Source organism: Paenibacillus sp. YSY-4.3, from assembly GCF_054767475.1.
The window spans coordinates 33,128-60,117 of record NZ_BAABMC010000007.1 but is presented as its reverse complement, the minus strand read 5'-3'; the positions used below and the strand labels follow the sequence as shown (position 1 = coordinate 60,117).

Here is a 26,990-nt window from a genome sequence, read left to right as displayed (position 1 = left end):
ATTATATGAGCCATCATCATAAAAAGCTAAACGAAATTTCATATTCTGTATTGGATCTTGTGCCGATAACGAAAGGGGGCTCGCCAGCCGAATCTTTCAAGAACAGTCTTGATTTGGCCCAGCATGCCGAGCAATGGGGATATCAGCGGTTTTGGCTCGCAGAGCATCACAATATGCCGGGAATCGGCAGCTCGGCGACTTCGGTGGTCATCGGATATATCGCTGGCGGAACAAGCACGATTCGAGTTGGTTCTGGAGGAATCATGCTGCCGAACCATTCGCCACTGGTCATCGCCGAGCAATTCGGCACGCTTGAAGCCATGTATCCCGGGCGAATCGATCTGGGCTTAGGCCGCGCTCCGGGAAGCGATCAGAGCACGATGCTGGCGCTGCGTCGGGATCCGCGCGCGAACGGCCATGATTTTCCGGATCAGTTGCAGCAACTGCAGAGCTACCTGGATGAGAATTCACGGCATAACCGTGTAAGGGCGATACCTGGAGAAGGTCAAGATATTCCGATCTGGCTGCTTGGTTCCAGTGGCTTCAGCTCCGCGCTAGCGGCAAAGCTGGGATTGCCGTTTGCGTTCGCTAGCCATTTCGCCCCTGAGCACACGGTTGCGGCGCTAACGCAGTATAAATCTCAGTTTCAGCCTTCCGATGTGCTGGATAAGCCGCATGCGATGGCGGGGATTAATGTGTTCGCAGCCGACACGACGGAAGAGGCGGAGTACCTTGCGACCTCGTTCCAGCAACAGTTCCTTAGCCTGATCCGCAATCATCCCGGCCAAATTCCACCGCCTGTCGAGAGCATGGAGAACATTTGGACGGAGTATGAGAAAGCCTTGGTCATGAAGCAGCTTAATGCTTCGATTATTGGCAACCCGGACGAAGTAAGGGAGAAACTACAGGCGTTTGTAGATAACACCGGGGCGGATGAGCTGATTATCAATACGACGATGTATGATCATAAAGCGCGCATTCGTTCATATGAGCTTGTTGCCGAAATTACTGGCATGAAGAAATGAGTTAACGTAATATATATTATGTAAACTAAATTTGGATTCCCTTTTTTGGATTATTATAGTATTATATATATACGAACAAAGGTTCTTCTTTGTTTAAGCACCTTCGTCAGGCTTAACTATGTATTACCAATCCATGAAAAGGTGGTATCCCAATGGCGCTTCAATGTAATCAGATTTTTGTGAATTTGCCGGTAAAAGATTTGCCAAAGACGAAGGAATTCTTTGAAGAGGTCGGATTTGAGTTTAATCCCCAGTTTACGGACGAGAAAGCAGCCTGCCTGGTCATTAGCGAGCATATTTATGCCATGCTGCTGAGCGAGGCCTACTTCCAATCGTTTACGAAGAAGGCAATACCGGATACGAAGGAAAATGCAGAGGTTATCGTCGCTTTGTCTGCGAGCAGCCGGGAGCAGGTGGATGAAATCGTGCAGCGCGCTCTTGCCGCGGGAGGGCAACCGTTTAATGATCCGGTGGATCATGGATTTATGTACAGTTGGAGCTTCCAGGATCCCGATGGCCATTTATGGGAAGTCATTTATATGGATCCGGCCACGGTTGAATAAGGCTGAATCGATATATTTAACGACATGAATTAATGGAGTTAGTTAATTGCATTAACTAACGATAAGCCAAGAAGACGTTGCTTATCATTGCAAGGAATATAGTTAGGACGTAATTTGAAATAGGGAGTCTCCTTCAGGTTAGACCTGGGGAGACTTCTTTTTTTATCGCCGCCGTATCATAGATTGTTAACTTGGACCAAGGAAGAATTTTCTTGTCTATTTTTCAAAAAAATCTTGGTAAGGTAGAGGATAAGTAATAGATAAGAGGTGATAAGTGGTTATGAATAAGAAACATTGTTTGTTCTGCGATGAGATAGTCCCAACTAAAGCGGAAGGCGATTACGATATTTACGTAGGCTGTTCCTGTTCGCCAAATGGGTTCTATAGTCTGCGAAGAGACAGCTATGAAACGATTTATTCGTTCACGCACCAAAAAAAACGCGACATGTTTCATATAGTCTCTGCTTATATCCGGCAGCATACGGATTGCGATGAGAAGGTCACTTTACAAGCCAATGATTTAGAAGCTATCGTTAATTCTCCCAATATTCCTGTGGCCGTTGAAGATAAAGGAAACCGTCTGCTGCAATTTTTGTATAGGCATTCACAAGGCCCCGGGGAGCCGGTTGTCATTCATCCGCTCTCCAGCAGCTATAATCTGACGTATTCTCCCAATTTGCAAGAGCTGGTATATATCATTGATAAGCTTAGAAGCGAGCAGCTGCTTATCAGGGAGGGAATGACTTTTCAGCTTACGGAAAAGGGCTGGAGCGAAGCAGCCGCAAGCGCCGGAGGGAAAAAATTAGTGCCATGCTCCGTACTGATCTCGGATGAGGAGGAACTGCGCGCGGAGTGGTTGCAAATGCTGCTGCCAAAAATCGAGCAATACGGTTACCAGCCGCGTTTGCTTGCACACGCGAAAACGCAGAGCTCTGAAAAGTACTCATTAGAACTTATAGCGGACAGCAAACTGGTTATCGCAGATTTAACGGCTCAATCTCCTGAGGTGTATTTTGCCGCGGGATATGCGCTTGGTTTGAAGATCCCGGTGATCTGGACGGTGAAAAGCAGCCATGCCGAAAATTCTCCTATCAAAATAAAAGATATCCGCCCGATTGTTTGGGATACTGCCGATGAACTGGCCGTAATTCTCCAGCAGAGGTTGGGTGGATAGATCCTTATAGAACCGCGTTCTACGCACAATAACATAGTCCCATCGCAAATAGGCTGCCAATATGGCAGCCTATTTGCGTTATGTTTGAGGTAACCGGCAGCCTGACATTAGACTACAGAGGTACGGAAATTGAAGTGGGGCCTGCGATAAAGGTATTCGTCGTGCCCCAAGCAAGCTGATTGCCGTTTGGACCAACCGCTCTAATTTCTATTTTGTAGGCGTTACCCGTCTCCATCCCGACATCTCTGTTTTGAGTATTCACTAAAACACCCTGAATCCCCCACTCAAGCAGGCTGCCGTTTTTGTACACGAAATACTCATAGGAAGTTGCGCCAGGAACAGTTCTCCAAGATACATTAGCGAAGAAATAAGCCTGAGCAGAAATCGACTTAGGATTGACAACCTTTACGGCTGCTGATGCAGCAGCTTGAGTGCTGTCTTGGGCAAAAGCTGGAACAGCGGCAGTAATTAAGAGAGCGGTTGTAAGTACGGATGCAAACATTTTTTTCATTGTTGGCACACTTCCTTTTCATTTTTTTAATATCTTAAATCCATTAAGTGTAGTAATATTCCAGTTACCTTATATTACCATTAAATTACATAAAGTATAAATAATACTAATTACCTATTTTTTTTGGGTTTATTTGCAGTGCAATGATGATGCGGGTCAAAAAGTGCAAAAGTTATCAAGATAACGGATACTTCTTTTGCTTGAAAGGAGGGATGGGTGAATGGCATATATGTTTTTGTCCGACAATAAGGGCGGCGAGAGAGGGCTAGCCGCGTGTAAATGAGAATTCACAACAACAAAACAGGATTCGTACATTTCTTTTAGGGAACGTATGTGCTATAATAAGTACGCCAAACACGTATTTTACGCACTTTTGTTTTAGAGCGGTTTGTTTTCTTTAAGACGGCTAGTTATCGAGTTGATTTTTGCAAAAATGAGCTAGAAATTGTAAAAAAACTTATACATCATAAGAGGGATTGCGTTGACTACAAAATATTACATAGAAGAAATTTATGCGGAGCCGGTTCAAGCATTTACAATTTGGATGAAGCAGTCGGGTTATACCGAAGCAACTAGAAAAGAATATATGAGGGAAGTATACGATTATTTGCTTTCTCTCGATGAACTTCCGGTGCAGCAGGCCGGGAAATTAAATGTTGTGAGCTTTTTGGTATCGAAGCGGGAAACAGCTGGCGATAAGACGAGGAATCGTACGTTATCGGCGATCCGTTCGTTTTATGCGGCGTTGATAGATTTTGAGCTGGCCACTCGGAACCCTGCGCTGGAGGTCAAAAAGTCGAAAACGGAAAAAAATAAAATTCCGGTCTACTTGGAAGAAGATGAGCTAGAGAAGGTACTCGATTATGTAGAGGGCCGTTATCGCGATAGAAACCTGGCCATTTTCTTATTGATGGGTTACTGCGGGCTGCGGGTAGGTGAGGTGCATCGGATGAATTTGCCACATTTCAAAAAAGCGAAGGGAACACTCGAAGTGCTTGGAAAGGGCCGGAAATGGAATGAGATTCCGCTGCCTGATTTGGTGGTGGAGTATCTCTCTAAGGTGGAAGAGGATCGAATTCGGCCGTATAGCTCGAAGGAGGAAGCCTTCTTCGTATCCCAGAAGGGCCGCAGGCTGTCGATTCGCCAAATTCAGAAGATTGCGGAACAAGTGTTCGAGGCCTACAAACAGGATCACCCGCATTTGAGCGATCTCAAATTGTCCTGCCATAAGCTAAGGCATTCCTTTGCCACGATGCTGCTGAATAAAAATGTAGATATTCGTGTCGTGAAGGAGCTGCTGGGCCACGCCTCGATCGAGACGACGATGATTTATACACATATTAATGACGAGCAGAAGCGTAGTGCAATGACGACGATTGAAGTGCCGAAGGTTTGAAGATTCAGCATAAGCTGTATTGAAGTTCAATTTAAATTCTAAGTTCCAAACTAGAAAATCCCACGTTGCGTGGGATTTTTGATTTCAATCTTATTCAATCAGAGTATATTTATTCTTCGACAGGTCTCTTTACTTGGAGAGGGGGAGGGATCAGCCAGCCCTTTTCTTTGAGCATTTGAAGAATTCGCAAGCCCAGGGCAGCTTTAGTAAGGTGATATTTGCCAAATAATGCGCCGATATCTTCTCTGATCGATTGCCCCATGACCGAACTGCAGGCTGTAAGACCAAGCGCATTCTCCGCTGCAATTTTTGCGGCAATTTCCGGATCTGTAAATCTTGCTCCGGCTGGAATATCCTCAAGCTTAACTGGGGGTCTTTCTGGCAATACAGGTGCGGGTGCAATGCCGTTATCGGTGAGTAAGGTGTCACATTCTTTAATTTCTAGGTTTGCTTGTTCAATTAAAGCTTCGAGAATTTTCTTTAGATCCTGGTCTCCGGCATGGTTGAGGAAGGCCTGGTAACAAGAAATTGTGCCTTTAGCGATCATGGATGCTTGCCATACGCTAAAAATTTCACCATAATGCATAGGTTCGTCTTTTGGATTACCGCTTAAAATACCCATATCGTTTACTTTCTCTCCTTTTATTATAATCACCGTCATTATTCACTTCATGCTTATGATTTATTCTCCTTACTTAATATAAAGTAATAGCGAAACAGAAACAGGCCTCGCAATTCCTATTAAGGAATACGGGGCCTGTTCTAATTATAATGTCCATGCTTTTATTGCTCTGTAATCTTGATTTCTTTAATCTGGACGGTTTCTGTAGGTGAGCTTGACTCTCCGGTGAATGGGTTGGTCTGTACTGGTGTGGCGGCAATATCTTGGACGATATCCATGCCATCAGTCACTTTGCCGAAAATAGTGTAATTTGGCGTATTGTTTAGGCCGATACTGTGCTCACCCGTACAAATGAAAAATTGACTGCCGTTCGTATCCGGTCCGGCGTTGGCCATCGCAACAATACCTGGCTCATATTTGTAGTCCGTCTTCTCATCTTCGAAGCGATACCCAGGGCCTCCGGCACCAGTGCCTTCCGGATCTCCGGATTGAATCATGAAGGTTTCGATGATCCGGTGGAAGGTGACGTCATTGTAGAAGCCTTGCCGCGACAGGAATACAAAGTTATTGACGGTCTTTGGCGCGTCTTTCGCGAACAGCTCGATGGTGAAGTTCCCCTTCGTCGTTGTAAATTCGGCGGTGTACGACTTATTCGTGTCAATTTCCATGGCTGGAGGGCTGTCCCAGCTCATTTTTTGCTTTTGCGGTTCAGGCGCCGGTTCCGCTGGCGGTGTTGATTGTTCCGCGCTATTGCCGGCAGATGATTGTTGATTTGCTGGCGTTTCCTTTGCTTCTTTGTCCTTGCCGCAACCGCCAATGATCATAGCAGTCAGCAGAAGGAGGACTGGGAATACTAGTAGCTTTTTTCTCATAAGTGCTGGTCCAACTCCTTTGTAACAAATCTTGTTCTATCATACCGACATTCCGCTGAAAATTCCAGTTTGTATAATCTTAGAGTCTAGTCAGGATTTGCTGGAGTTGCGGCTTCGCCCTTAAACCAATACCTGCTAAGCAAATACATTACGCCGATTCGCTCTGAGTTTCTACCCGCGTAGATGATAAGGAAGGCGCATAAAAGCATTTGAGGGATAATACTAATCGATCCTGAAAGGAAGAAACAAAGGTTCATGAACATGCCGGCGGAGGCAGCAGCAACAGTGAATATTCCTAGCAGCAATGCTAACCCGACTAAAAATTCCCCCCATGGAACCAGAAAGTTAAATACTTCAACATGGGGGATGATAGTGGACTCCAATAGATTTCCCCACCAGTCCTGAATAATCGGATTCTCTCCTTTAGAGTTGACTACGGCGTTTTGAAGATAGCCCGTGCTATCAAATGGTTGTGAGGCAGTAAGCTTCATCCAGCCGGCCGTAAGCCATTTCCAGCCTAAATAAAATCGAATCAGCAATAGAAAAATAGCGCCGGCTTTACTTTCTCTCATAAAAAAATCAATTTTCGCCATAACTTTCAACTCCTTTTCATAGATAAATACATTCTACTCAGACAGTGCCTCAAATTTTAATGTAACAGACTAATCCCAAACCCAATTGCGAGCCCAATTCTGATTTCAAATGTAGGATAAACTTGAGAACGCCTATCTTTTTCGTAGAATTGCTAATTATAATTAAACAGTTTCCCCCTTATAATGGAATTGTCTGTAAATATATCATAAATAAGGAGGAATGAAATGCGCAACAATTTTTTGCTGTTGGTGAGCATTCTAATTTTGGGCCTGTTTATGGCGGCAGGAACAGATTTCTCCGTCTCAGCTGCGGGCGGGCCGAATCTGACGCTGGGCAAAGTCATCACGGCGAGCGGGCACACCCAAACTTATGAACCGAACAATGTGAGGGACAACAATCAGGGGACGTATTGGGAAAGTGCGAACAATGCATTTCCGCAGTGGATCCAGGTCGATTTGGCCGAAAATACGAGCATCGATGAAATTGTGCTGAAACTGCCGCAAAATTGGGAGAAACGAACTCAAACTCTAGATGTGCAAGGCAGTACGGATGGAACGTCGTTTACGAACATCGTCAATTCCGCAGGTTATGATTTCGATCCGAATACCAATAATACGGTCACGATTAGCTTCGCTGCAGCCAGCACCCGTTATGTTCGACTGAATTTCACAGGCAATACGGTATGGCCCGCAGGACAGCTCTCTGAATTTGAGATTTACGGCGCTGGCGGCACGACACCAACACCGACGCCAACCCCAAGTCCGACACCAACACCATCTCCAACGCCGACACCGACACCGACATCTCCTGCAGGAACTAACATTGCGATCGGAAAGCCGATTTCTGCATCCTCGAGCACGTTTACATACGTGGCTGCCCATGCAAATGACAACGACATAAATACGTATTGGGAAGGGGGAGGGCATCCAAGTACTTTGACATTGGATCTTGGTGCAAATCACAATGTTACATCCATCGTGCTGAAGCTGAACCCAGACCCGATTTGGAGCACGCGAACGCAGACGATTCAAGTGCTTGGCCATAACCAGGATACGGCGAGCTTCAGCAATCTCGTATCCGCACAGGCCTACACTTTCAATCCCTCTACTGGCAACTCGGTGACGATCCCGCTGACGGCAACGGTCAAGCGCTTGCAGTTGAACATATCCTCCAACTCTGGAGCACCGGCGGGGCAAATTGCCGAATTCCAGGTGTTCGGCACACCGGCGTCAAATCCTGATTTGACGATTACCGATCTAACCTGGTCACCGTCATCACCTAACGAGAGCAGCACGATCACGTTAAACGCAGCAGTGAAAAACATCGGCAATGCCGGTTCTGCCGCTACGACAGTGAATTTCTACTTGAATAACGAGCTAGTTGGCTCTGCTCCGGTCGCAGCACTTGCTGCAGGCGCTTCGGCAACGGCATCGCTGAACGCCGGAACGAAAACAGCCGGTAACTATGCGGTCAACGCGAAGGTCGACGAGAGCAACGCGATCATCGAGCAGAATGAAACGAATAACAGCTATACGAGCGCTTCGCCATTGGTTGTGGCTCAAGCAGCGAGCTCGGACTTGGTAGGTACTGTTTCCTGGTCACCGGGCAATCCGGCAGCTGGTAATGCTGTGTCTTTTAACGTTAATCTTAAAAATCAAGGAAGCATCGCTTCGGCAAGCGGCTCCCACGGAATAACGGTTGTGCTCAAAAATGCCGCCGGAGCTGCCGTCCAAACGTTTAATGGTTCGTATAGCGGTGTGTTGGCTCCCGGAGCGTCCGTCAATGTCGCTATTCCGGGAACGTGGACAGCGGCAATTGGGGGCTATACCGTGGTCACGACTATTGCCGCGGATGCCAATGAACACGAAGCGAAGCAGGCGAATAATACGAGTACGGCCAACCTGACCATAAATGCTGCCCGTGGCGCGGTCATGCCGTATAGCCGGTATGACACAGATGATGCCACCCGCGGAGGCGGCGCCATCCTGAAGACGGCTCCGACGTTCGACCAGTCCATGACTGCTTCGGAAGCTTCGGGCCAGCGTTACGTAGCTCTTCCTGCAAATGGGTCGTATCTGGAATGGACGATTAAGCAGGGTCAGGGCGGGGCAGGAGTGACTATGCGATTTACGATGCCGGACTCTGCGGACGGCATGGGGCTGAACGGTTCGCTTGATGTGTACGTTAACGGCACCAAAGCGAAAACCGTGCCATTAAGCTCCTATTATAGCTGGCAGTATTTTTCCGGCGATATGCCTGGGGATACACCTAGTTCAGGACGACCGCTATTCCGCTTTGACGAGGTACATTGGAAGCTGGATACGCCGCTGAAGCCTGGCGATACGATTCGCATTCAGAAGAGTAATAGCGGCAACCTGGAATACGGAGTTGATTTCCTGGAAATCGAGCCGGTTCCTGCGGCGATTCCTCGCCCGGCGAACGCGGTGTCCGTCACGGATTACGGTGCCGTAGCCAATGACGGAAAGGATGATCTTGATGCCTTTAAGGCCGCTGTGCAAGCGGCGGTAGCATCAGGCAAAACTTTGTACATTCCCGAGGGAACGTTCCATCTTGGCGGCATGTGGGAAATCGGATCCGTCAGTAATAAGATCGGCAATATCACGATTACAGGGGCCGGTATTTGGCACACGAATTTGCAGTTCACGAATCCGAACGCAGCCGGCGGCGGCATCTCGCTCCGAATTCAAGGCCAGCTTGACTTCAGCAATGTATATCTTAATTCGAATCTGCGGTCGCGATACGGGCAAAACGCCATCTACAAAGGCTTCATGGACAATTTCGGCACCAATTCCAAAATACATGATGTGTGGGTGGAGCACTTTGAATGTGGCTTCTGGGTAGGGGATTATGCCCATACTCCCGCCATTTATGCCAATGGACTGGTTATTGAGAACAGCCGGGTCAGAAACAATTTGGCCGACGGCATCAACTTTGCCCAAGGTACCAGCAATTCGACTGTCCGCAACAGCAGCATACGCAACAATGGGGATGACGGCCTTGCCGTCTGGACGAGTAACGTAAATGGAGCGCCAGCGGGAGTAAACAATACATTCTCCTATAACACGATCGAAAATAACTGGCGCGCAGCGGCCATTGCCTTTTTCGGCGGAAGCGGACATAAGGCAGATCATAATTTGATCATCGACACCGTCGGCGGTTCCGGGATTAGAATGAATACCGTATTCCCCGGCTACCATTTCCAGAACAACACCGGAATTGTGTTCTCGGACACAACCATTATTAATAGCGGCACAAGTAAGGATCTCTACAACGGGGAACGCGGCGCCATCGATCTTGAAGCGTCAACCGATCCGATCAGAAACGTAACGTTCAACAATATCGATATTCTCAATACGCAGCGCGACGCTATCCAATTCGGATATGGCGGAGGATTCGAGAATATTGTCTTCAACAACATCACGATAGACGGTACCGGCCTTGACGGAGTCACGACCTCGCGCTTCTCCGGGCCGCATCAGGGCTCAGCTATTTTCTCCTATACGGGGAATGGTTCTGCAAGATTCAATAACCTCATCACCAGAAATATCGCATATCCGAATTTGTACTACATCCTGAATGGTTTTAACTTGTTGATCCAATAATTACTTCGCCTTGTTTGGCGGGTGGAGAGGAGCTCTTCGGAGCTCCTTTTCCTTTTTTTGTGCATAGAGAGCAGCGAGTGAGGAGAACTTAAAAAATAACTCGTTTTAGCGGAAGGGCTGAATGGATTGGATTTTTTTCAAGGCAAAGAATCGTTAACGGCCATGGAATGGATTTTGAGAGGGAGTGTAAGCTTTGTCTTCCTGCTCATAGTCGCTAAGTTCATGGGTCAGCGCTCGATCTCGCAATTGAGACTTCTTGATTTCATTATCGCTTTAACCCTCGGAAATATTATTGCACATCCGCTGTCCGACGAGAGGCTCGGATTGCAGGGATCATTTATTACTACAGTTACGCTTACCGTGCTATATGTCATAGGGACCTGGCTAAGCTTGAAATGGCCTCGATTCAACCGGTTTCTGCATCCCGCACCGATCCCGCTCATTCAAAACGGACAAATTCAATTCCAGCATTTAGAGAAAGCCAGAATTTCGGCGGATTTCTTATTCTCTGAGCTGCGCAAAGAAAAAGTAGAGGATATTCAAAAGGTATCCCTTGCATTATGGGAGCCTGGGGGAATTATCTCCGTTTTTATGGATACTCCTTACCAGCCGGTTACTCCAGCGGATATGAATATGGAGACGCAACCATTTGCCATTACAAGGCCGATTATCATTGAGGGTCAAATCGAAATGACGCTGCTGCAGGAAATAGGCAAAGATCCCGAATGGCTTGAGGAGCAGATCGCCCGGGCTAACGCAAGTATTCGCGATGTGATGCTGGCAACTGTCAACAATCATGACGTTGTACAGGTGATGAAAAAGTATGCAAAATGACTCTTATTCTCTTGAAAGGCTGGTGTCGCTCCATGTTAGAAGCGGTGATTGTGCTGGTCATTCTCTTCCTGCTGATTGCGATTTGGTCGTCCCGCAGGAAGCAGAAACCTTCTCCGAAAGAGAAGGACTTGATGCAAGTGAAATCCAACGCGGGGGACAGTGCCAAAAAAGTGATTTTCCTCGTCATTGACTCCTTAATGGCCGAGTCCGTAGATAGAGGAATAGAGCAAAAGGAGCTTCCAACACTTCAATACTTGATCGAGCGGGGTCAATACTACAAGGATATGGTCAGTTCTTTCCCTACGATGTCTGTGACGATCGATAGCTCCCTGCTTACGGGATCTTATCCGGATCGCCATCATGTGCCTGCGCTGAACTGGTACTCCGTCGGAGATAATAAGCTCATCAATTACGGAACTGGGCCGACGGAGGTGATGAAGATTGGCGTGAATCAGGTTATGGCGGATGCCTTGATGCATTTGAACGGCAGTCATCTGAACCCCGAGCTGCCAACAATTTATGAAGAATTGTCACGAGCGGGGAAGAAAACAGGCAGCATTAACGGTCTGATCTATCGCGGCCCCGTTCCTCATACGTTATCACTACCGGCCTGGATGCATGGGCCAACTTCTATGCCTGAATCGATCCCGGTCATGGGTCCGGACTTTTTGGCATTAGGTTCGCTGACCAATCCGCTGGAAGGGATCGAAGATCTTCCCGGCAGCTTAATTCACCGTCTGGGCATCAATAGTGAATTTTCGATATCCACTGCGAGCTATTTAATCAAGGAAGATAAGCTTCCTGATTTCTTGTATATATACCTGCCAGATATGGATCAGCAGATTCATAAAAAAGGGCCATCCGATCTGAGCAGCCTCAAGGATACCGACCAGCAGCTCCAAACCTTATTACAAAACTTCGGTTCATTGGAAAAGGCGCTGGAACAGGCGATCGTCGTCATTATCGGAGATAGCGGCATGACTAAGATCTTGCCTGCGAATGAGAATCCAGTTATCGAATTGTTCCCTTTGCTTCAAAATTTTAACGTCTTCAGTCAGGGAGATGCCATGACGGACGAGACGGAAATCGTTCTGGCCGTGAATGAAACGATGGCCTACGTCTACAATCTAAAGGCTCGTCAGACCAGAGATATTGCCGCTGCCATCAGGGCTGATTCACGCATCGATATCATTGCATGGAGAGATGGAGAATGGATTTGCGTTAGTGATGGCGCCTCCCAAGAGCTCCGATTCAAAACGGACGGGGAACTGACCGATCCTTACAAGCAAACATGGACGGTGGAAGGGGAACCGCAAACATTGGATCTAAAAATAAATCAGGAGCGGCATACTTTGGATTACGAGCGGTATCCCGATGTGCTGCGAAGATTGTACGGGGCCTTGCATTCACACGACGGCGATTACTTGGTGTTGACCGCCAAACCAGGCTATGAGCTGGCCGACCAGCATTCGCCGACCCACAAGGGCGGAGGAAGCCACGGCTCTCTTGGACATGCCGAGTCACTTGTGCCGTTGATTATCAGCGGTACGGAAGAACGGCCTGAAAATCTGCGTATCGTCGATATAAAGCCTTTTCTGATGAAGCTGGTGACGAAGCAGTAAGCAGTCATATCAGCGCTCCTCCCGACCAACTACCCGGCGGATGAAAAAGACAGTATACTAGGTATGAAGAATAAACCGGGAATGGAAAAAGGGAGTAACGATGATTAAAACAATTTCAGATATTGCCGCGATCGCAGGCGTTGCCAAGAGTACGGTATCCCGTTATTTAAACGGAGGATCGGTCAGCCAAGCAACACGGCAGCGCATTGAAAAAGTCATTAAGGAGCATCATTATGTTCCTAATACATTTGCTCAAAGCTTGAAGGCGAGAAGAACGAATATCATTGGAACAGTTGTGCCTCGTCTCGATTCTTTTGCCACTTCCCAAACGCTGATGGGCATTGACGAAGAATTGCGCAGCGCCAATTTCCAAATGCTGATTTCAAATACGAGCCAGGATATGAAGCGGGAAATCGAAGCGATCTATGATTTTGCCAGACAGAAGGTCTCGGGGATCATTTTACTGGCCGCCCAAGTGAATGACGAGCACCTCAAAGCGGCAGAAGAGATCAAAATCCCGATATTATTGGTGGGACAGAAGCATGCTCAACTGCACAGCCTGATTCATGATGACTTTGATGCGGGGTACAAAATAGGACGCCATGTACTGGAAATGGGTCATCGGCAAATGGTCTATCTCGGAGTGACGGAGAAGGATGTTTCCGTGGGCATCCGGAGAAAAGAGGGCTTTAAAAAGAGCCTGGAAGGTACGGCGTGCTCAGTCTCCTATTATGAAACAGGCTTTAGAATGACCGATGCGATGGCCGCTGCATCGCGGATTTTGGACGAAAGCACGCCTTCGATTATCGTATGTGCCACGGATAACATTGCGCTCGGAGTCATGAAAGCCGCATACCTAAGGCAAATCGACATCCCTTCCGATCTGTCGGTGACAGGTTTTGGAGGATATGACGTGACGGAAATTATCCATCCTACTTTGACTACGGTGCGATATTTTTATAAAGAGGCAGGACAAGCGGCAGCCCGCAATATGATCAAGCTCGTGCGGGAAGAGGAGATGGAACAAGTTACCATGCTGGATACCGAGCTCCTTGAGCGAGAAAGCGTTGACAAACGGTAAACCGGTGTTTATAATTCGAGACAGAACCGGTTCCATAATTCATTGCAATTAGCTTTAGAGTTATGGAACATCTTTTATTGATTTTTTGGAACCGGTTCCTCTTTCTCGCACAAAAAATGGAACCGGTTCTACTGCCACTCGAAGGATGAGTGGAGATGGAGGCATTCGATGACAACATCAAGGGAAGAAAAGTACAGGAAGCTTGATCAGGCGAAGCCTGGAGAAGTAGAACAGCTTCAAATGCAGGTTAAGAACTGTCCATGGAGACAGACTTACCATATTCAGCCGCCATTTGGCCTGTTGAATGACCCTAATGGCTTTGCGTTTTATCAAGGGGAGTATCATCTGTTTTATCAATGGTTTCCTTTGGGAACGTTTCATGGCATGAAATATTGGTATCACACGAAATCGAAGGATTTGGTGCATTGGCATAATGTCGGCATAGGAATTGAGCCTGGTGACCCGCATGATTCCCACGGGGCTTATTCTGGCAGCGGGATCGTCAAAGACGGCAAGCTGTATTTAATGTATACCGGAAATACGCGGGATGAACATTGGGTCAGACATCCTTATCAGAACCTGGCGGTCATGGACAGCAGCGGAACGATTACGAAAATAGACGGTCCAGTGATCGACTCGGTACCTGCTGGTTACACGGATCATTTCAGAGACCCGAAGGTGTGGAGCAGTAACGGTGAATTTTATTGTGTCGTCGGAGCGCAGCGGGCCAATAGTACTGGTTGTGCGGTGTTGTACAAATCTCAGGATTTGCAAGAGTGGAGCTTTGAAGGCGAAATCTCTACAAGCTTGCCTGATTTCGGATACATGTGGGAATGCCCGGATTACTTTGAACTGGATGGACAGGGGATATTGCTGTTTTCACCGCAAGGCCTGGACTCTAAGGGAGATTACTACCAGAATATATTCCAGTCCGGTTATATTGTCGGTCAGCCGCTGGATCTAAAGACAAAGAAGCTAGAGCATGGGGAATTTCAAGAGCTGGACAGAGGCTTTGATTTCTATGCGCAGCAAACGACGGAAGCGGCGGATGGCCGAAGGATTCTCGTAGGCTGGATGGGCCTTCCCGATGCCAACTATCCTACGGACAATCACGGGTGGGCCAATTGCCTGACTCTGCCGAGAGAATTGACGCTGCGCGGCGGCAAAATCATTCAGCGTCCAGTCAGGGAGCTGGAGAAGCTGCGCAAACAAGAGGTTAAGGCCGAAGCCGTTTTACAGAATGAGACGAAGAGCTTTGCCGGACTTCAAGGAACCACCTATGAATTGGTATGCGAGTTTTCCGATACGGACGCCGAGCGGTTCGGGATTGAATTTCGGGTAGGAGACACCGAGAAGACGGTGCTGATGTATGACCGGACAACCAAGAAAGTCATTTTGGACAGATCCTTATCCGGTTACCCCGTTGCCGTGGAATACGGAAGCGTACGGCGCTGCCATTTGGAAGCGGAGAACATTAAGTTCCAGCTTTTCGTGGACACCTCTTCCGTAGAGATCTTCGTCAACGATGGCGAAGAAGTGTTTACAAGCCGTATTTTTCCTAGCCCGGAGAGTACGCAGATCGGCTTTTTTGCTCAGGGGGGATCGGCTGTATGCCGAGCATCTCTGTGGAAAATATAGCTTTCAATTTGAAAACGACACGGGGTTGGTGACAGCATGGGACAGTTATTTGCAATCGGCGAAGTGTTAATTGATTTTATCCCCTTACAAAAGGGGAGTCTGCTGAAGGATGTACAGGCTTTTGAACGTGCGGCTGGAGGCGCGCCAGCCAACGTGGCGGCTTCGGTAGCGAAGCTTGGCGGGAATGCCTCCATGCTGACCAAGCTGGGAAATGACGCGTTCGGGGACTATTTAATCGAGCAGCTTGCTCATGTTGGAGTAAGGACAGATCTCATTCGGCGGACGGATGAGGCGAACACTGGGTTAGCGTTCGTATCGCTGCGGGAAGATGGAGAGAGGGACTTTTCCTTTTATCGCAGTCCCTCGGCCGATCTGTTACTTTCGGAAGATGAAATTAATCCGGATATTTTCGATGCGAACGATATTTTACATTTCGGATCGGTCGATCTCGTGGAAAGTCCGATGAAGCAGGCGCATCTGAAAGCGATTCATGCAATAAAAAGACAGGGAGGGCTCGTCAGCTTCGACCCGAACGTTCGGCTTGCTTTATGGAAAAGTCCGGAGGAGTGCCGGCAGACGATTCAAGCCTTCCTTCCGGCCGCTCATATTTTGAAAATTTCCGAGGATGAACTGGAGTTCGTGACGGGTATTGCTTCAACGAAGGAGGCCATAGCTTCCTTGTTTCGAGGTGATGTCAAAGCTGTTGTTTATACTAGAGGGAAAGAAGGAGCGGAGCTTTACCTTTCTGCGGAGGAGAAGTATGAGGGACAAGGATTTAACGTCAAGGTGCAAGACACGACTGGAGCCGGAGATGCGTTTGTCGGCGGCTTACTATATAAGCTGTTGGAGAAAAGAGCGGCTCAGGACAGTATCATAGAGGTGTTTCGTACACATCATCACGAAATTCTTGAGTTTGCCAATGCTTGCGGGGCATGGACAACTGCGGGCAAAGGCGCAATCCCAGCTCTCCCAAATCAGGGAGACGTACAACAACTTATTGCAATGCAATCCAACAAGGGGATGATTACACATGTCTGAAAATCGGGATATTGCCAAACAGGTCATAGAGGCGGTTGGCGGTAAGGAGAATATCGCTTCCTTCGCGCATTGCGCTACAAGGCTGCGGATTATGGTTCATGATAAAGACCTAATCGATCAAGGCACAGTAGAGAATATCGATAAGGTAAAAGGAGCTTTCTTTAATTCGGGGCAGTTCCAGATCATTTTTGGCACCGGCACGGTAAACCGCATCTTTGAAGAGGTAGAGAATCTCGGAATTACAGGCACGACGAAAGAAGAGATTAAAAGCGAAAGCAAGAAGCAAGGAAACGTATTTCAAAGATCAATCCGCACGTTCGGCGACGTATTCGTGCCGATCATTCCGGTGCTCGTCGCTACGGGATTATTTATGGGACTACGCGGCTTGCTTACGCAAGAGCAGATTTTGTCGATTTTTGGGATGACGGCTGCTGATATTCCGGCAAATTTCCTGCTCTTTACGCAGGTATTAACCGATACCGCGTTTGCGTTCCTCCCGGCGCTTGTGGCTTGGTCCGCATTTCGCGTATTCGGAGGCAGTCCGGTTCTGGGTATCGTCCTAGGGCTAATGCTGGTGAATCCCGCGCTTCCAAATGCTTATAGCGTGGCCAACGGTTCGGCTGAAGCTTTGATTATGTTCGGCTTTATACCGGTAGTTGGTTATCAGGGCTCCGTATTGCCTGCATTTTTCATGGGGCTCCTGGGCGCAAAATTTGAGAAAATGCTGCGCAAACGCGTACCTGAAGCGTTGGATCTGATTTTGACACCGTTTATCACGCTGCTGGTCATGATTACCCTTGGACTTTTTGTAGTCGGACCTGTGTTTCATTCCTTGGAAGAGTGGGTACTGCATGGAACTACGTTTATATTGGGACTTCCTTTCGGGATCGCAGGTTTAGTTATCGGCTTCTTTAATCAGATCATTGTCGTAACCGGGGTTCATCATATTTTTAATTTTTTGGAAATACAGCTGCTGGAGCAGTTCGGCTCCAATCCATTTAACGCTCTGGTCACCAGCGCCATGGCTGCCCAGGGTGCAGCGTGCCTAGCGGTGGGATTGAAGACCAAAAACGTCAAGCTGAAAGCTCTCGCATTGCCATCCTCGCTGTCCGCTTTCTTAGGGATTACCGAGCCAGCGATCTTTGGCGTCAATTTACGGTATATGAAGCCGTTTGTTATGGGCTTGATCGGCGGGGCCGTCGGCGGCTTCCTGGCCTCGTTGTCTGGTCTGGCTGCGACAGGAATGGCGATTACGGTTATACCGGGAACGCTACTTTATCTGAATGAACAGCTTCCTATGTACATCCTGTGCAATCTGATTGCCATGGCGATCGCCTTTATATTGACATGGCTGTTTGGTTATAAGGATGAAACGGTGGCAGAGATGGCAGGAGTTACTGCGGCGGCGAATTCCTCAGAACAGGCTGTTGTGCAAGCCGATTCGAGTGTTGCCGAGGTGGTCACTGCGAAACCTAGCCAAGTGACTACGGATTCCTCAACAGATGTGCTGAATATGCCATCGCCCATTTCTGGAAAGTTGATGGCCCTGGAAGAGGTTCCCGATCCGGCTTTTGCCCAGAAGCATATGGGGGAAGGGTTTGCGGTTGAACCGTCCGAAGGCAAAGTATTCGCCCCGTTTGACGGCGAAGTGGCTCACATCATGAATAAGAGCAAGCACGCAGTCATTCTTGCTCATGAAAGCGGCATGCAGCTCTTGATTCATATCGGAATCAACACCGTCTCCTTAAAAGGAGAGGGATTTACAACCCATGCCCAGACCGGCGACACGGTAAAAGCAGGCCAACTGCTCATTGAGTTCGATGTCGATGCCATTCAGCAGGCCGGGCTCTCCACGGTTACTCCCGTAATTATTCCTTCGGGAACGGAGCAGGTCGCTGGACTGACTGTTAAGGCAAGCCAAGGCCCAGTAACAGCCAATAAAGAGGCCGTGATGGACGTCCAGTTCACAACGAAGTAAATTGGCAAAGACCAACGCTGTGATGCGTTGGTCTTTTGTTGTATTTATTTATGATTTACATACGGACGGACAACCCAGACGCTTGCTCTGTAAGTTGTGCCGTTGTAGGTGGCGGTAATATAAGTTATTCCCGGACTGATTCCTCGAATATTTCCGTACTCATCAACCGTAGCAATAGAGGGATCATCAATACTAAACACGGTATCCTGCGTGACCCTGGAGGGGAGACCGGATTCATTCACGTAGTAGGCCGCCACATCGAGCTCCGTTCCAATCGAAAGGGAGTATTCCTCAGAATCCAGGTAGAACCGGCCAGGTTCTTTTGCATTTGAGACTTTGACAGCAATTCTTGTTTCTAATCCTTTGTAGGCTGTTTTAATCCACGTTGTGCCCAGACTGTTTCCAGTAATATTGCCATATGCATCTACACTGGCGATGCTCGGGTCATAAGATTCGTACATGGAGGAATACGTCACGTCTGTTACGGAAGCGTCGGAATAAACGGCGTTAACGACAGTGGCGGCGGATTGACCCACGGATAGCTCGAGCTCCGGTTGCTGAAATTCGAGTCTGGCCAATTCTGGATCGGATGGAGCATCCATGGGTACTGATATCTTTAGCAGATGCATTTCATTTCTATAGCCCCCATCGGTGTAAATTCTAACTGTTCCCGTTAAAAGGAGCCCTTGATTAATAGCAGTAATGCTATTTTTACTAAGGCCTAAATCTAAATCGCCAAACTGATATTTTTTTGTAGGAAAAGCATTCTCGTCCAGTAGAATAATTTGGTATCTGGATTTACCGTTTTCGATACTGGATGGTTTATTTTGCACAAACAGAACATAGCCATCATCTACCGGTTGGGTTCGAATAATCCTCTCTATCTCATCCATGGCTGGTGAATCCAGCGGTTTATTCCAGAGTATATCCCCGGCTTCGTTGATCTTTTGCAGGTAATAGCTCTGTGTACTTGGGCTATATCTCGTCAGAATATAATTCCCGTCTTCAGAAGTAATGATGGTGGATGTAACATAATCTGTCTCATCGGTTTTCAGCCAGACGATTTCGCCGTTGCGGTCTATTTTTAGCAAATAAGGTAATGATACCCGATCATATTCCTCCAGTGTCCGACTCCCGGCTACGATGACACCGTCATCCGAAGTTAATATGATATTGGAGAACATACCACTGTAACCGATGGGATAAGTTTTAGACCAAAGCTCGTCCCCATTTGCATCAATTTTAAGGAGATAAGCAGGCGAAGGGCTGTATTCATTCCACCCGCCACCGGTAATTACAAAATCGCCGTCAGAAGTTTCTTGAATACTGCTTGCGGATTGCTGATAGTAGGGCATACGAAAATAATATTTCTGCCACAATAGCTCTCCATCCGCACTCAACCTAAAAACATAAGGAACAAAACGCGGCCGGCCATAGGAGCCATCTCTAATTTCTCCGCCAACCAGGATGCTGCCATCGGAAGTCTCGATGACCGTGAATGCTGTATTCTCCTCATAATCATAGTCGTAATATACCATTTCTCTTTCCCATAAGATCTCGCCGCTGCTGCTCAGCTTTACGACGTAAGAGCAGTTCTCATCCGGAGTTTCGCAATACTTGTCACCTACGGCTATATAGCCCCCATCCGACGTAGCGGTTGCGGCCTTACCGGATACGTCTTTATAAAGCGGGTGTTTGCCTACTATGATGCGGGACCAGTCAATGTGGGCTTCTTCCTCCAAAGCAGCAGTGTACCCTTGATTCGGCCAACCCATCGAAAGCATCAAGATAGCGAGGGTAACCAGCATGAGTTTGTTTAGATTCAGTTCCTTGGCCACGAGCAAAACTCCTTTCACAATGAATATTTGGAAAAATATATTTACATATCCATTATCAGGGGAATTGGGTCAAGGTGAATATCCTTCAAAGTGCTTATATTGCTAGGAAAGAGTACATGCTTCTTCCGCTAGTTTTCTATAGAAGGTATGAGGTTCTTCAACAGATCGAAGTAATGTGTCGGTTGATAATAGAATGGATTTGATGTAAATTTTTACTAAATATTGAGTTGTCTGATTCATGAAAAACTAGAAAATCATGTATTATCGAAGAGGAGGAAGTCATATGCGAGAAATCATTCCGGTTTCAGAGATTACAAGGTTCAGCACCAAAGCCGATGAATTCAATCCTTATTCCTGGTATAAAGAGATGCTGCTGCATGAGCCGGTCAGCTATCATCCGGAGACGAACTCATGGAATGTATTCAGGTACGACGACGTCAAACGGGTGCTCAGCGATCATGAATACTTCTCCAGCGTGCGTACAAGGACGATCATTGATGTGGGAACGAATACGAAAGAAGGCCATATCGCTGAGAAGCTCAATCTTGGTGTGGATCCCCCTGAACATCGTAAACGGCGGGCCCTGCTGGCAAGCGCATTTACTCCCCGCAGCCTGAAATTATGGGAGCCGCGCATTCGTGGCATCGCCGAGGAACTGATTGGCGAGATACCGGAGAAGACGCCTGTCGATATTGTCAGCAGTCTGACGTCCCCGCTTCCGACGATCGTGATGTCCGAGCTGCTTGGCGTGCCGTGGGAACACCGGAACCTGTTCAAGGAATGGGTTGACATTCTCTTCATGCCGACAAACAAGCAGAACGCGGATGAGGTGAATGAATTAAAGGGCAAGGCCGCCCGGGAATATTATTCATTCTTATATCCCTTAGTTTTGGATAAACGCGATCATCTGCAGGAGGATATCATTTCTGATTTGATCGGGGCGGAGGTCGACGGCGATCGTTTCACCGACGATGAAATCGTGCGGACAACAATGTTCATTTTAGCAGCGGGCATAGAGACAACGAGCCATTTGATGGCCAATACGTTTTACTCTTTTTTATATGATGATGATACGATATATAGCGAACTGCGGCACGATGCCGGACTAATTCCCAATACGGTAGAAGAGATGCTGCGCTACCGTTTCCACATTAGCAAGATGGACCGGACGGTCAAGCAGGATAACAACCTTCTGGGGGTCGAGCTGAAGAAGGGGGATGTCGTCATCACTTGGATGAGCGCAGCCAACCACGATGAGGCGATGTTCGATGATCCGTTTAAACTGGATATTCGCCGGCATAATAGCAAGAAGCATTTGACGTTCGGCAATGGGCCGCATTTCTGTCTGGGTGCTCCGCTGGCCAGATTAGAGGCAACGATCATGCTCGAGCATTTCGTTAAAAGGTTCAACAAAATCGAGCCTGTGGCCGGGTTTCATTTAGAGGATCATCTGCAGCCTTCGGCGGCTGGACAATCCTTGTCCTCCTTGCCGCTCGTAGCTTACTATGCTTGAGTAGCAGGCAATTAATGCGGACTCATATTTAAAATTAATGCAACTTTAAAAAGGCTAACCCTTTAGAAGGATTAGCCTTTTTGCCATCATCATTCCATGTTGTTGTTATAATGACTTGACCATCCCTCCGTCAACTAGCACCGTCTGACCTGTCGTATAGGAATTAGCCGTCGAGGCCAGAAAAACTACCACTTTGGCAAGCTCATCCGGCTGGCCGTAACGGCCTAAAGGAATATTCTGCTCTGCTCTGGCGCGAATATCTTCGATATTCGTATTCAATGATTCTGCTTGATACTTATCCAATTGATAGATGCGATCTGTCGCAATTCTACCTGGAGCTACAGTGTTAATTAGAATGCCGTCAGGAGCCAGCTCATGAGCTAGGGTCTTGGCCAGACCGGCGATACCCGCACGGTAGGTGTTGGAAAGTATAAGACCTTCAATAGGCTGCTTCACTGAAGTTGAAGTGATATTCACGATGCGGCCGTTGTTCGAGCTTTTTAAATAGGGGAGGGAGCAGCGAATAAGCCGGACGACACTCATCAAATTTTGATGAAAGGCCTGCTCCCAGGCATCGTCCTCCATATCCTCGAACCTTCCGCTTGGGGGGCCGCCGGAATTTGTAACTAGAATATCCAAGCCTCCAAAAGTCTCGGCAGTAGCTTGAACTAACTCCTCGATATCCTGCTTCGCGGAAAGATCTGTTACCTTGTAGTGAACTTGCGCATCATACTGTCCCCTAATCTCTTCCGCTGTTTCCTTCAAATCCTCCTCATGACGCGAGCAAAGCATAACATGGGCTCCTTCACTGGCAAAGCATGCTGCGATCGCTTTCCCGATCCCTTTACTAGAGGCAGCTACGAGTACCTTTTTTCCAGTAAGATTCAAATTCATAGGCCAACACTCCTTGATCTAAATTTGTATGCAATGCTTAGTTACAGCTTCCTGATTCATTATTCATTATATCCCGTTCTCGCCCGTTGGAAGCCAAGGTGGCGATAGAGTATCCCAACAGAATCCATCAATCTGTCGGTTGATATTAATTTCCTTATGATGTAAATTTTGAAAGAATGAAAGGGAAACTCCTTATGTGTTCAAATTTGATGATATAAATAGAGTATTCAGGGATCGCAGCATCTTGAGCAATGCATAACGCAAAGGAACAAGGAGAGCTAAACAATGGCGTTTGATTATCGGGACGACAAGAGAAGCATCCGATCGAAGGAGCAGCTGAAGGAAGCTCTATTCGAACTTCTTTATGAAAAAGAGTGGCGAAGCATCACTATCCAAAATTTAACCAAAAAAGCAAAGCTAAATCGCTCCACCTTTTATCAGCATTATGAGAATAAATACGATTTGCTCGTACAAAATGTCGAGGATTTATTTCAATCGTTGAAAGAAGCCGTGCTGTCTACCAGCATCGACAACAGCAGCGCGGATACGATCAGTTACGGCTATCTGCTGGCTTTCTATCGGCATTTGAAAGAACAGAGCTATTACTTCAAAGTTATTCTGAATAGGGGATACGAGCTGGATATTATGGAACTGTTCTCCGATATCGTCCAAGAAGCGATGGGGCAAGTCGTAGATGTGCATCAAGCCATTGACGGAGTCCCTGCGGAGATTCATTGGCGTTATAGCATTGCGGCCCATTTCTCGGTAGCAAGCTGGTGGCTGCAGAATGATTTTCCTTATTCGCCGGAATTCATGGCCGAGTCTGTGCTAAAGCTGACTAAAGACGGGAAACATCATGCATTGTTATAAAAAGCAAAATTCACACTTGACGGGTAGGGTTAATTGGTTTAATCTAATTGCAAGCCTGATAGGTCGTTTTTCATTATCTAATTATTTATTATTTTAGGATTAAACTAAATCATTAGCCGATTGGTCCACCAAAGGCTCCTGTTCAATACCGAGTGTAATTCGGTAGAGAAGCGGGAGTCTTTCTGTATTTGACGACTCGAAGGGGCGTCCAGTATGGCTCTAGCGGCTCGGTGGTCTGGATCGGGAAGGAGCGTCATGGATAACAAAGATTGGGATCGGATGGAGGAAGCGGATTGGCATTTTCGCCGGCTGCTCAGGCGATTTGTGAAGGAGCGGGACAAAGTTGCAATCGAAGGCGTGTCCCTTCCCGGCATGCTTATACTCAACGCCATTCTGCGGGATGGGGAACAGCGGCTCGGGGATTTGGCGGAACAGCTGGATTTTACGTCCGGCGCCATCACGGCGATATGCGACAAGCTGGAAAAGTTGGGCTACGCCATTCGTAGACGCAGCGAGGCAGATCGTAGATCCGTGGCTCTGCATATTACCGAGGAGGGAAGGAGGATGGTCGAGCGCAACTGGGCAGCAGGGACATATATGATCGATGCTATCTTCGGCGAATTTACGCCGGATGAGCTTGAAATTCAAATTTCATTATTCCGGCGCCTGCATGATCGGCTGGAAGGATTCGCGGAAGGAGTTTTGCGCCAGACGAAGTCCATGGACGATAGCGCCACGGCCGCAGCCAATCAGCCGAAGGCTGGCCTGCAGCGAACGAACCGGTTTATTTCCTACTAAAATTTATTTGGTGTGTACGAAAGGAGACAGCAATATGGGACATCCAACGATTTATCCGACGGGAACGACGGTATTTTTGCCGGAAAAAGCATGGAGCGGCTATACGATTTACCAGGCTGCCGATACCGGAGCACTGCTCATTGATATGAACGGAAGAGAGGTTCATTTATGGAAAGGGCTGCGGGGCTTTCCGAATAAATTGTTCCCGGGCGGTTACGTCCTAGGCAGCACATCGGAACGCGATCCGAAATACGGCTTCCAGGATGAGAAGAATCTAGTCCAGGTAGATTGGGACGGCAACATCGTCTGGAAATTCGACCGCTACGCCTGGATCGAGGATCCGGGACACCCGGCGCAATGGATGGCACGCCAGCATCACGACTATCAGCGGGAAGGCAATCCAGTCGGCTATTATGCGCCGGGGCTTGAACCGAAAACCGACTCCGGCAGCACGATTATCCTGGCGCACAAAAACGTGCACCGCCCCGAAATCTCCGATACCGAGCTGCTCGACGATACGATCATCGAGGTGGACTGGGAGGGGAACGTCATTTGGGAATGGGCGGTCAGCGACCATTTCCATGAGCTGGGCTTCGATGACGATGCTAAGGCGGCGCTGTATCGCGATCCCAATACCCGGGCATTCGGCACGCACGCCGGAGATTGGATGCATATCAACTCCGTATCAGTATTGGGTCCGAATAAGCACTACGATGCCGGCGATGAACGCTTCCACCCGGATAATCTGATCTGGGATGCCCGCGAAACGAATATTATCGCGATTATCGACAAGCGATCAGGTAAAATTGTCTGGAAACTCGGCCCGGATTACACTGCCAAGGAAACGGAGCATCTCGGCTGGATCATCGGCCAGCATCATGCCCACCTTATCCCTAGAGGCCTGCCGGGAGAGGGCAATCTCCTCGTGTTCGACAACGGCGGCTGGGGCGGCTATGGCAAGCCGAATCCTGAAGCCCCAGACGGGCTGAAGGTGGCGCGCCGCGACCATTCCCGCATTTTGGAGATTAATCCTGTCACGCTGGAAATCGTGTGGCAGTATACGCCGACCTTAGCAGGATTCCAGGCGCCGCTTGATTCGTATCGGTTCTACAGTCCATATATTAGCTCCGCGCAGCGGCTGCCAAACGGTAATACACTAATTACCGAAGGGGCGGATGGCCGGATTTTCGAAGTGACCCGGGAGCATGAACTGGTATGGGAATACATTTCCCCTTATAAAAATATACGCAATTCCAACTTGGTTTACCGGGCTTACCGTGTTCCTTATGACTGGGTGCCGCAGCTAGAGAAGCCAGTTGAAACCGAAATTGCGCTGATTGACGTGGCTGATTTTCGTCTGCCCGGCGCCGCACCGAGAGGTTCGGAAACAGCGGTTGAAGTCGAAGGAACTGCTTCCTTCGGTGAGGGTGCTTTCTGCGTGGCTACGACAGACGAGGCGGAGAGGAAAGGGGGGGACCCGCGATGAATAAACGCAGCATTCGGGATTTAAGCCTAACCATTATAACCATCCTGCTTGCGGGCACGCTGCTTAGCGCCTGCCAAACGGCTTCAGGTTCAGATAAAGGCAGCAAACTTAAGCTGAGAATAGCTGACATTTCCACAAATACCGTGTTTCGCGTCGCGAAGAATAAAGGATTTTTTGAGAAACACGGCATAGACGCCGAGCTGGTGAACTTCGCCACTCCGGCCGAAGGGGTCAACTCCCTATTCATTAAACAGGTCGACATCGCCTTTGGCGCGGATTTTCCGCTGCTGAACGCCGTCAGTAAAGGAGACTATTCGATTATCGCTTCGTCCGGGACGGCAACAGATTTGAGTGCCAGCGAGTGGAAAATGTTCGCCCGTAAAGAGATTGCCGGCGCGGCAGATTTGAAAGGCAAGAAGCTGAGCTTCTCGCGCGGCACGTTCATCCCTTATCTATGGGATGTGTATTTACAGCAACACGGCGTTCAGTTGTCCGAGGTGACGCTTGTGGGTCAAGGCGGGTTTGACGAAGCATATGTGGCCCTAAAAAAAGGTGAGATCGACGCAGCTTGGGTTTACGGAGCCGTTCTCAACGAGAAATTTACGGCGCTCGAAGAGGCGCATGAGCTGGCGGACATGTCGCAAACCCCGGTGCGGCTCGGCACAGGGCTTATCGCTTCCAATGAGCTGATCCAAGAGCACGGGAATAGTATCGTAGGATTTCTGGAGGCGCTGGACGAAGCTTCTGCCTATGCTCAAGCTCATCCAGACGAGGCGGCAGACATCATGTATGCCGAAGTGAAGCAGCCTAGGGAGGCCACCTTGAAGGATCTTCCGAAGAACCCCTGGCAAATCGGATTCACCCAGCAAGCATACGAGGGATTGGCTGGGCAAAAAAAATATATGGTGGAGAACGGCATTATTGAGCGGAATTTTGATTTGAACGATAAATTGAATCTGGTACTGGTGCGCAAAGCATTCCCGGATCGTGTCATAACGTTGGAATAAGAGAGGGGGAGAC

22 protein-coding genes are annotated in these 26,990 nt (G+C 48.1%); 16 read left to right on the top strand and 6 right to left on the bottom strand.

The window, feature by feature from the left end:
• Window positions 1–5 precede the first annotated feature (5 nt).
• From ACYUJT_RS19935 to ACYUJT_RS19925, 3 genes are all read left to right on the top strand, one after another.
• The gene (locus ACYUJT_RS19935) at window positions 6–1,025 is read left to right on the top strand and encodes an LLM class flavin-dependent oxidoreductase (RefSeq protein WP_460325513.1); all 1,020 of its coding nucleotides are present in this window, start codon (window positions 6–8) and stop codon (window positions 1,023–1,025) included.
• A gap of 152 nt (window positions 1,026–1,177) precedes the next feature.
• On the top strand, window positions 1,178–1,588 hold the full coding sequence (locus tag ACYUJT_RS19930) for a VOC family protein (RefSeq protein WP_460325511.1): 411 nt from the start codon (window positions 1,178–1,180) through the stop codon (window positions 1,586–1,588).
• Between the two features lie 280 nt (window positions 1,589–1,868).
• Window positions 1,869–2,762 (top strand): hypothetical protein, encoded by an 894-nt coding sequence (locus ACYUJT_RS19925; protein ID WP_460325509.1) that lies wholly within the window; start codon window positions 1,869–1,871, stop codon window positions 2,760–2,762.
• Window positions 2,763–2,874: 112 nt separating this feature from the next.
• On the opposite strand, the gene ACYUJT_RS19920 is transcribed toward ACYUJT_RS19925, so the two are convergent.
• Window positions 2,875–3,273: a hypothetical protein gene (locus tag ACYUJT_RS19920; protein ID WP_460325507.1), complete on the bottom strand. Its 399-nt coding sequence runs from the start codon at window positions 3,271–3,273 to the stop codon at window positions 2,875–2,877.
• 481 nt (window positions 3,274–3,754) lie between these two features.
• Here ACYUJT_RS19920 and ACYUJT_RS19915 point away from each other — a divergent pair, with 481 nt between their 5' ends.
• Complete coding sequence (locus ACYUJT_RS19915) at window positions 3,755–4,669, top strand: tyrosine-type recombinase/integrase (RefSeq protein WP_460325505.1); 915 nt, start codon at window positions 3,755–3,757, stop codon at window positions 4,667–4,669.
• A gap of 109 nt (window positions 4,670–4,778) precedes the next feature.
• Here ACYUJT_RS19915 and ACYUJT_RS19910 read toward each other — a convergent pair whose 3' ends face one another.
• The 3 genes from ACYUJT_RS19910 to ACYUJT_RS19900 form a co-directional block, all read right to left on the bottom strand.
• Window positions 4,779–5,291, bottom strand: a complete 513-nt coding sequence (locus ACYUJT_RS19910; protein ID WP_460325503.1) for a DUF3231 family protein — start codon at window positions 5,289–5,291, stop codon at window positions 4,779–4,781.
• A gap of 161 nt (window positions 5,292–5,452) precedes the next feature.
• Window positions 5,453–6,163, bottom strand: a complete 711-nt coding sequence (locus ACYUJT_RS19905; RefSeq protein ID WP_460325501.1) for a peptidylprolyl isomerase — start codon at window positions 6,161–6,163, stop codon at window positions 5,453–5,455.
• Between the two features lie 86 nt (window positions 6,164–6,249).
• Entirely contained in the window at window positions 6,250–6,756 is a 507-nt protein-coding gene (locus tag ACYUJT_RS19900; RefSeq protein WP_460325499.1) for a TQO small subunit DoxD, read from the bottom strand.
• A 225-nt stretch (window positions 6,757–6,981) separates the two neighbouring features.
• On the opposite strand from ACYUJT_RS19900, the gene ACYUJT_RS19895 reads away from it, so the two are divergent.
• From ACYUJT_RS19895 to ACYUJT_RS19865, 7 genes are all read left to right on the top strand, one after another.
• Window positions 6,982–10,380, top strand: coding sequence for a discoidin domain-containing protein (locus ACYUJT_RS19895; protein WP_460325497.1), 3,399 nt, complete (start codon window positions 6,982–6,984; stop codon window positions 10,378–10,380).
• Window positions 10,381–10,506: 126 nt separating this feature from the next.
• A complete protein-coding gene (locus ACYUJT_RS19890; RefSeq protein ID WP_460325495.1) occupies window positions 10,507–11,214 on the top strand; it encodes a DUF421 domain-containing protein in 708 nt (235 codons plus the stop codon).
• A gap of 32 nt (window positions 11,215–11,246) precedes the next feature.
• Window positions 11,247–12,836: an alkaline phosphatase family protein gene (locus ACYUJT_RS19885; protein WP_460325493.1), complete on the top strand. Its 1,590-nt coding sequence runs from the start codon at window positions 11,247–11,249 to the stop codon at window positions 12,834–12,836.
• A 100-nt stretch (window positions 12,837–12,936) separates the two neighbouring features.
• Window positions 12,937–13,917, top strand: a complete 981-nt coding sequence (locus tag ACYUJT_RS19880) for a LacI family DNA-binding transcriptional regulator (protein ID WP_460325491.1) — start codon at window positions 12,937–12,939, stop codon at window positions 13,915–13,917.
• A gap of 168 nt (window positions 13,918–14,085) precedes the next feature.
• Window positions 14,086–15,555, top strand: a complete 1,470-nt coding sequence (locus tag ACYUJT_RS19875) for a glycoside hydrolase family 32 protein (protein ID WP_460325489.1) — start codon at window positions 14,086–14,088, stop codon at window positions 15,553–15,555.
• 36 nt (window positions 15,556–15,591) lie between these two features.
• The gene (locus ACYUJT_RS19870; RefSeq protein WP_460325487.1) at window positions 15,592–16,593 is read left to right on the top strand and encodes a carbohydrate kinase family protein; all 1,002 of its coding nucleotides are present in this window, start codon (window positions 15,592–15,594) and stop codon (window positions 16,591–16,593) included.
• Window positions 16,586–18,571 (top strand): sucrose-specific PTS transporter subunit IIBC, encoded by a 1,986-nt coding sequence (locus ACYUJT_RS19865; RefSeq protein ID WP_460325485.1) that lies wholly within the window; start codon window positions 16,586–16,588, stop codon window positions 18,569–18,571. Before ACYUJT_RS19870 ends, ACYUJT_RS19865 begins: the two co-directional genes overlap by 8 nt.
• Window positions 18,572–18,615: 44 nt before the next feature.
• On the opposite strand, the gene ACYUJT_RS19860 is transcribed toward ACYUJT_RS19865, so the two are convergent.
• Window positions 18,616–20,409 carry an Ig-like domain-containing protein gene (locus ACYUJT_RS19860; protein ID WP_460325483.1) on the bottom strand — a complete coding sequence of 598 codons (1,794 nt, stop codon included), beginning with the start codon at window positions 20,407–20,409 and terminating at the stop codon, window positions 18,616–18,618.
• A gap of 283 nt (window positions 20,410–20,692) precedes the next feature.
• On the opposite strand from ACYUJT_RS19860, the gene ACYUJT_RS19855 reads away from it, so the two are divergent.
• Window positions 20,693–21,922: a cytochrome P450 gene (locus tag ACYUJT_RS19855; RefSeq protein WP_460325481.1), complete on the top strand. Its 1,230-nt coding sequence runs from the start codon at window positions 20,693–20,695 to the stop codon at window positions 21,920–21,922.
• A gap of 105 nt (window positions 21,923–22,027) precedes the next feature.
• Here the strand turns inward: ACYUJT_RS19855 and ACYUJT_RS19850 are convergent, their stop codons facing one another.
• The gene (locus ACYUJT_RS19850; protein WP_460325479.1) at window positions 22,028–22,816 is read right to left on the bottom strand and encodes an SDR family oxidoreductase; all 789 of its coding nucleotides are present in this window, start codon (window positions 22,814–22,816) and stop codon (window positions 22,028–22,030) included.
• Window positions 22,817–23,101: 285 nt separating this feature from the next.
• Here ACYUJT_RS19850 and ACYUJT_RS19845 point away from each other — a divergent pair, with 285 nt between their 5' ends.
• From ACYUJT_RS19845 to ACYUJT_RS19830, 4 genes are all read left to right on the top strand, one after another.
• Complete coding sequence (locus ACYUJT_RS19845; RefSeq protein ID WP_460325477.1) at window positions 23,102–23,686, top strand: TetR/AcrR family transcriptional regulator; 585 nt, start codon at window positions 23,102–23,104, stop codon at window positions 23,684–23,686.
• 255 nt (window positions 23,687–23,941) lie between these two features.
• Window positions 23,942–24,484, top strand: a complete 543-nt coding sequence (locus tag ACYUJT_RS19840; RefSeq protein ID WP_460325475.1) for a MarR family winged helix-turn-helix transcriptional regulator — start codon at window positions 23,942–23,944, stop codon at window positions 24,482–24,484.
• Window positions 24,485–24,518: 34 nt separating this feature from the next.
• A complete protein-coding gene (locus ACYUJT_RS19835; RefSeq protein WP_460325473.1) occupies window positions 24,519–25,970 on the top strand; it encodes an aryl-sulfate sulfotransferase in 1,452 nt (483 codons plus the stop codon).
• Window positions 25,967–26,977 (top strand): ABC transporter substrate-binding protein, encoded by a 1,011-nt coding sequence (locus ACYUJT_RS19830; protein ID WP_460325471.1) that lies wholly within the window; start codon window positions 25,967–25,969, stop codon window positions 26,975–26,977. The genes ACYUJT_RS19835 and ACYUJT_RS19830 overlap by 4 nt, the downstream gene beginning before the upstream one ends.
• Window positions 26,978–26,990 lie beyond the last annotated feature (13 nt).

Excerpts from the sequence above, each read along its gene's own strand:
- ACYUJT_RS19935 (WP_460325513.1), top strand. The coding sequence starts at position 6 with ATGAGCCATCATCATAAAAAGCTAAACGAAATTTCATATTCTGTATTG.
- ACYUJT_RS19930 (WP_460325511.1), top strand. The coding sequence starts at position 1,178 with ATGGCGCTTCAATGTAATCAGATTTTTGTGAATTTGCCGGTAAAAGAT.
- ACYUJT_RS19925 (WP_460325509.1), top strand. The coding sequence starts at position 1,869 with ATGAATAAGAAACATTGTTTGTTCTGCGATGAGATAGTCCCAACTAAA.
- ACYUJT_RS19920 (WP_460325507.1), bottom strand. The coding sequence starts at position 3,273 with ATGAAAAAAATGTTTGCATCCGTACTTACAACCGCTCTCTTAATTACT.
- ACYUJT_RS19910 (WP_460325503.1), bottom strand. The coding sequence starts at position 5,291 with ATGGGTATTTTAAGCGGTAATCCAAAAGACGAACCTATGCATTATGGT.
- ACYUJT_RS19905 (WP_460325501.1), bottom strand. The coding sequence starts at position 6,163 with ATGAGAAAAAAGCTACTAGTATTCCCAGTCCTCCTTCTGCTGACTGCT.
- ACYUJT_RS19900 (WP_460325499.1), bottom strand. The coding sequence starts at position 6,756 with ATGGCGAAAATTGATTTTTTTATGAGAGAAAGTAAAGCCGGCGCTATT.
- ACYUJT_RS19895 (WP_460325497.1), top strand. The coding sequence starts at position 6,982 with ATGCGCAACAATTTTTTGCTGTTGGTGAGCATTCTAATTTTGGGCCTG.
- ACYUJT_RS19885 (WP_460325493.1), top strand. The coding sequence starts at position 11,247 with ATGTTAGAAGCGGTGATTGTGCTGGTCATTCTCTTCCTGCTGATTGCG.
- ACYUJT_RS19880 (WP_460325491.1), top strand. The coding sequence starts at position 12,937 with ATGATTAAAACAATTTCAGATATTGCCGCGATCGCAGGCGTTGCCAAG.
- ACYUJT_RS19875 (WP_460325489.1), top strand. The coding sequence starts at position 14,086 with ATGACAACATCAAGGGAAGAAAAGTACAGGAAGCTTGATCAGGCGAAG.
- ACYUJT_RS19870 (WP_460325487.1), top strand. The coding sequence starts at position 15,592 with ATGGGACAGTTATTTGCAATCGGCGAAGTGTTAATTGATTTTATCCCC.
- ACYUJT_RS19865 (WP_460325485.1), top strand. The coding sequence starts at position 16,586 with ATGTCTGAAAATCGGGATATTGCCAAACAGGTCATAGAGGCGGTTGGC.
- ACYUJT_RS19855 (WP_460325481.1), top strand. The coding sequence starts at position 20,693 with ATGCGAGAAATCATTCCGGTTTCAGAGATTACAAGGTTCAGCACCAAA.
- ACYUJT_RS19850 (WP_460325479.1), bottom strand. The coding sequence starts at position 22,816 with ATGAATTTGAATCTTACTGGAAAAAAGGTACTCGTAGCTGCCTCTAGT.
- ACYUJT_RS19845 (WP_460325477.1), top strand. The coding sequence starts at position 23,102 with ATGGCGTTTGATTATCGGGACGACAAGAGAAGCATCCGATCGAAGGAG.
- ACYUJT_RS19840 (WP_460325475.1), top strand. The coding sequence starts at position 23,942 with ATGGATAACAAAGATTGGGATCGGATGGAGGAAGCGGATTGGCATTTT.
- ACYUJT_RS19835 (WP_460325473.1), top strand. The coding sequence starts at position 24,519 with ATGGGACATCCAACGATTTATCCGACGGGAACGACGGTATTTTTGCCG.
- ACYUJT_RS19830 (WP_460325471.1), top strand. The coding sequence starts at position 25,967 with ATGAATAAACGCAGCATTCGGGATTTAAGCCTAACCATTATAACCATC.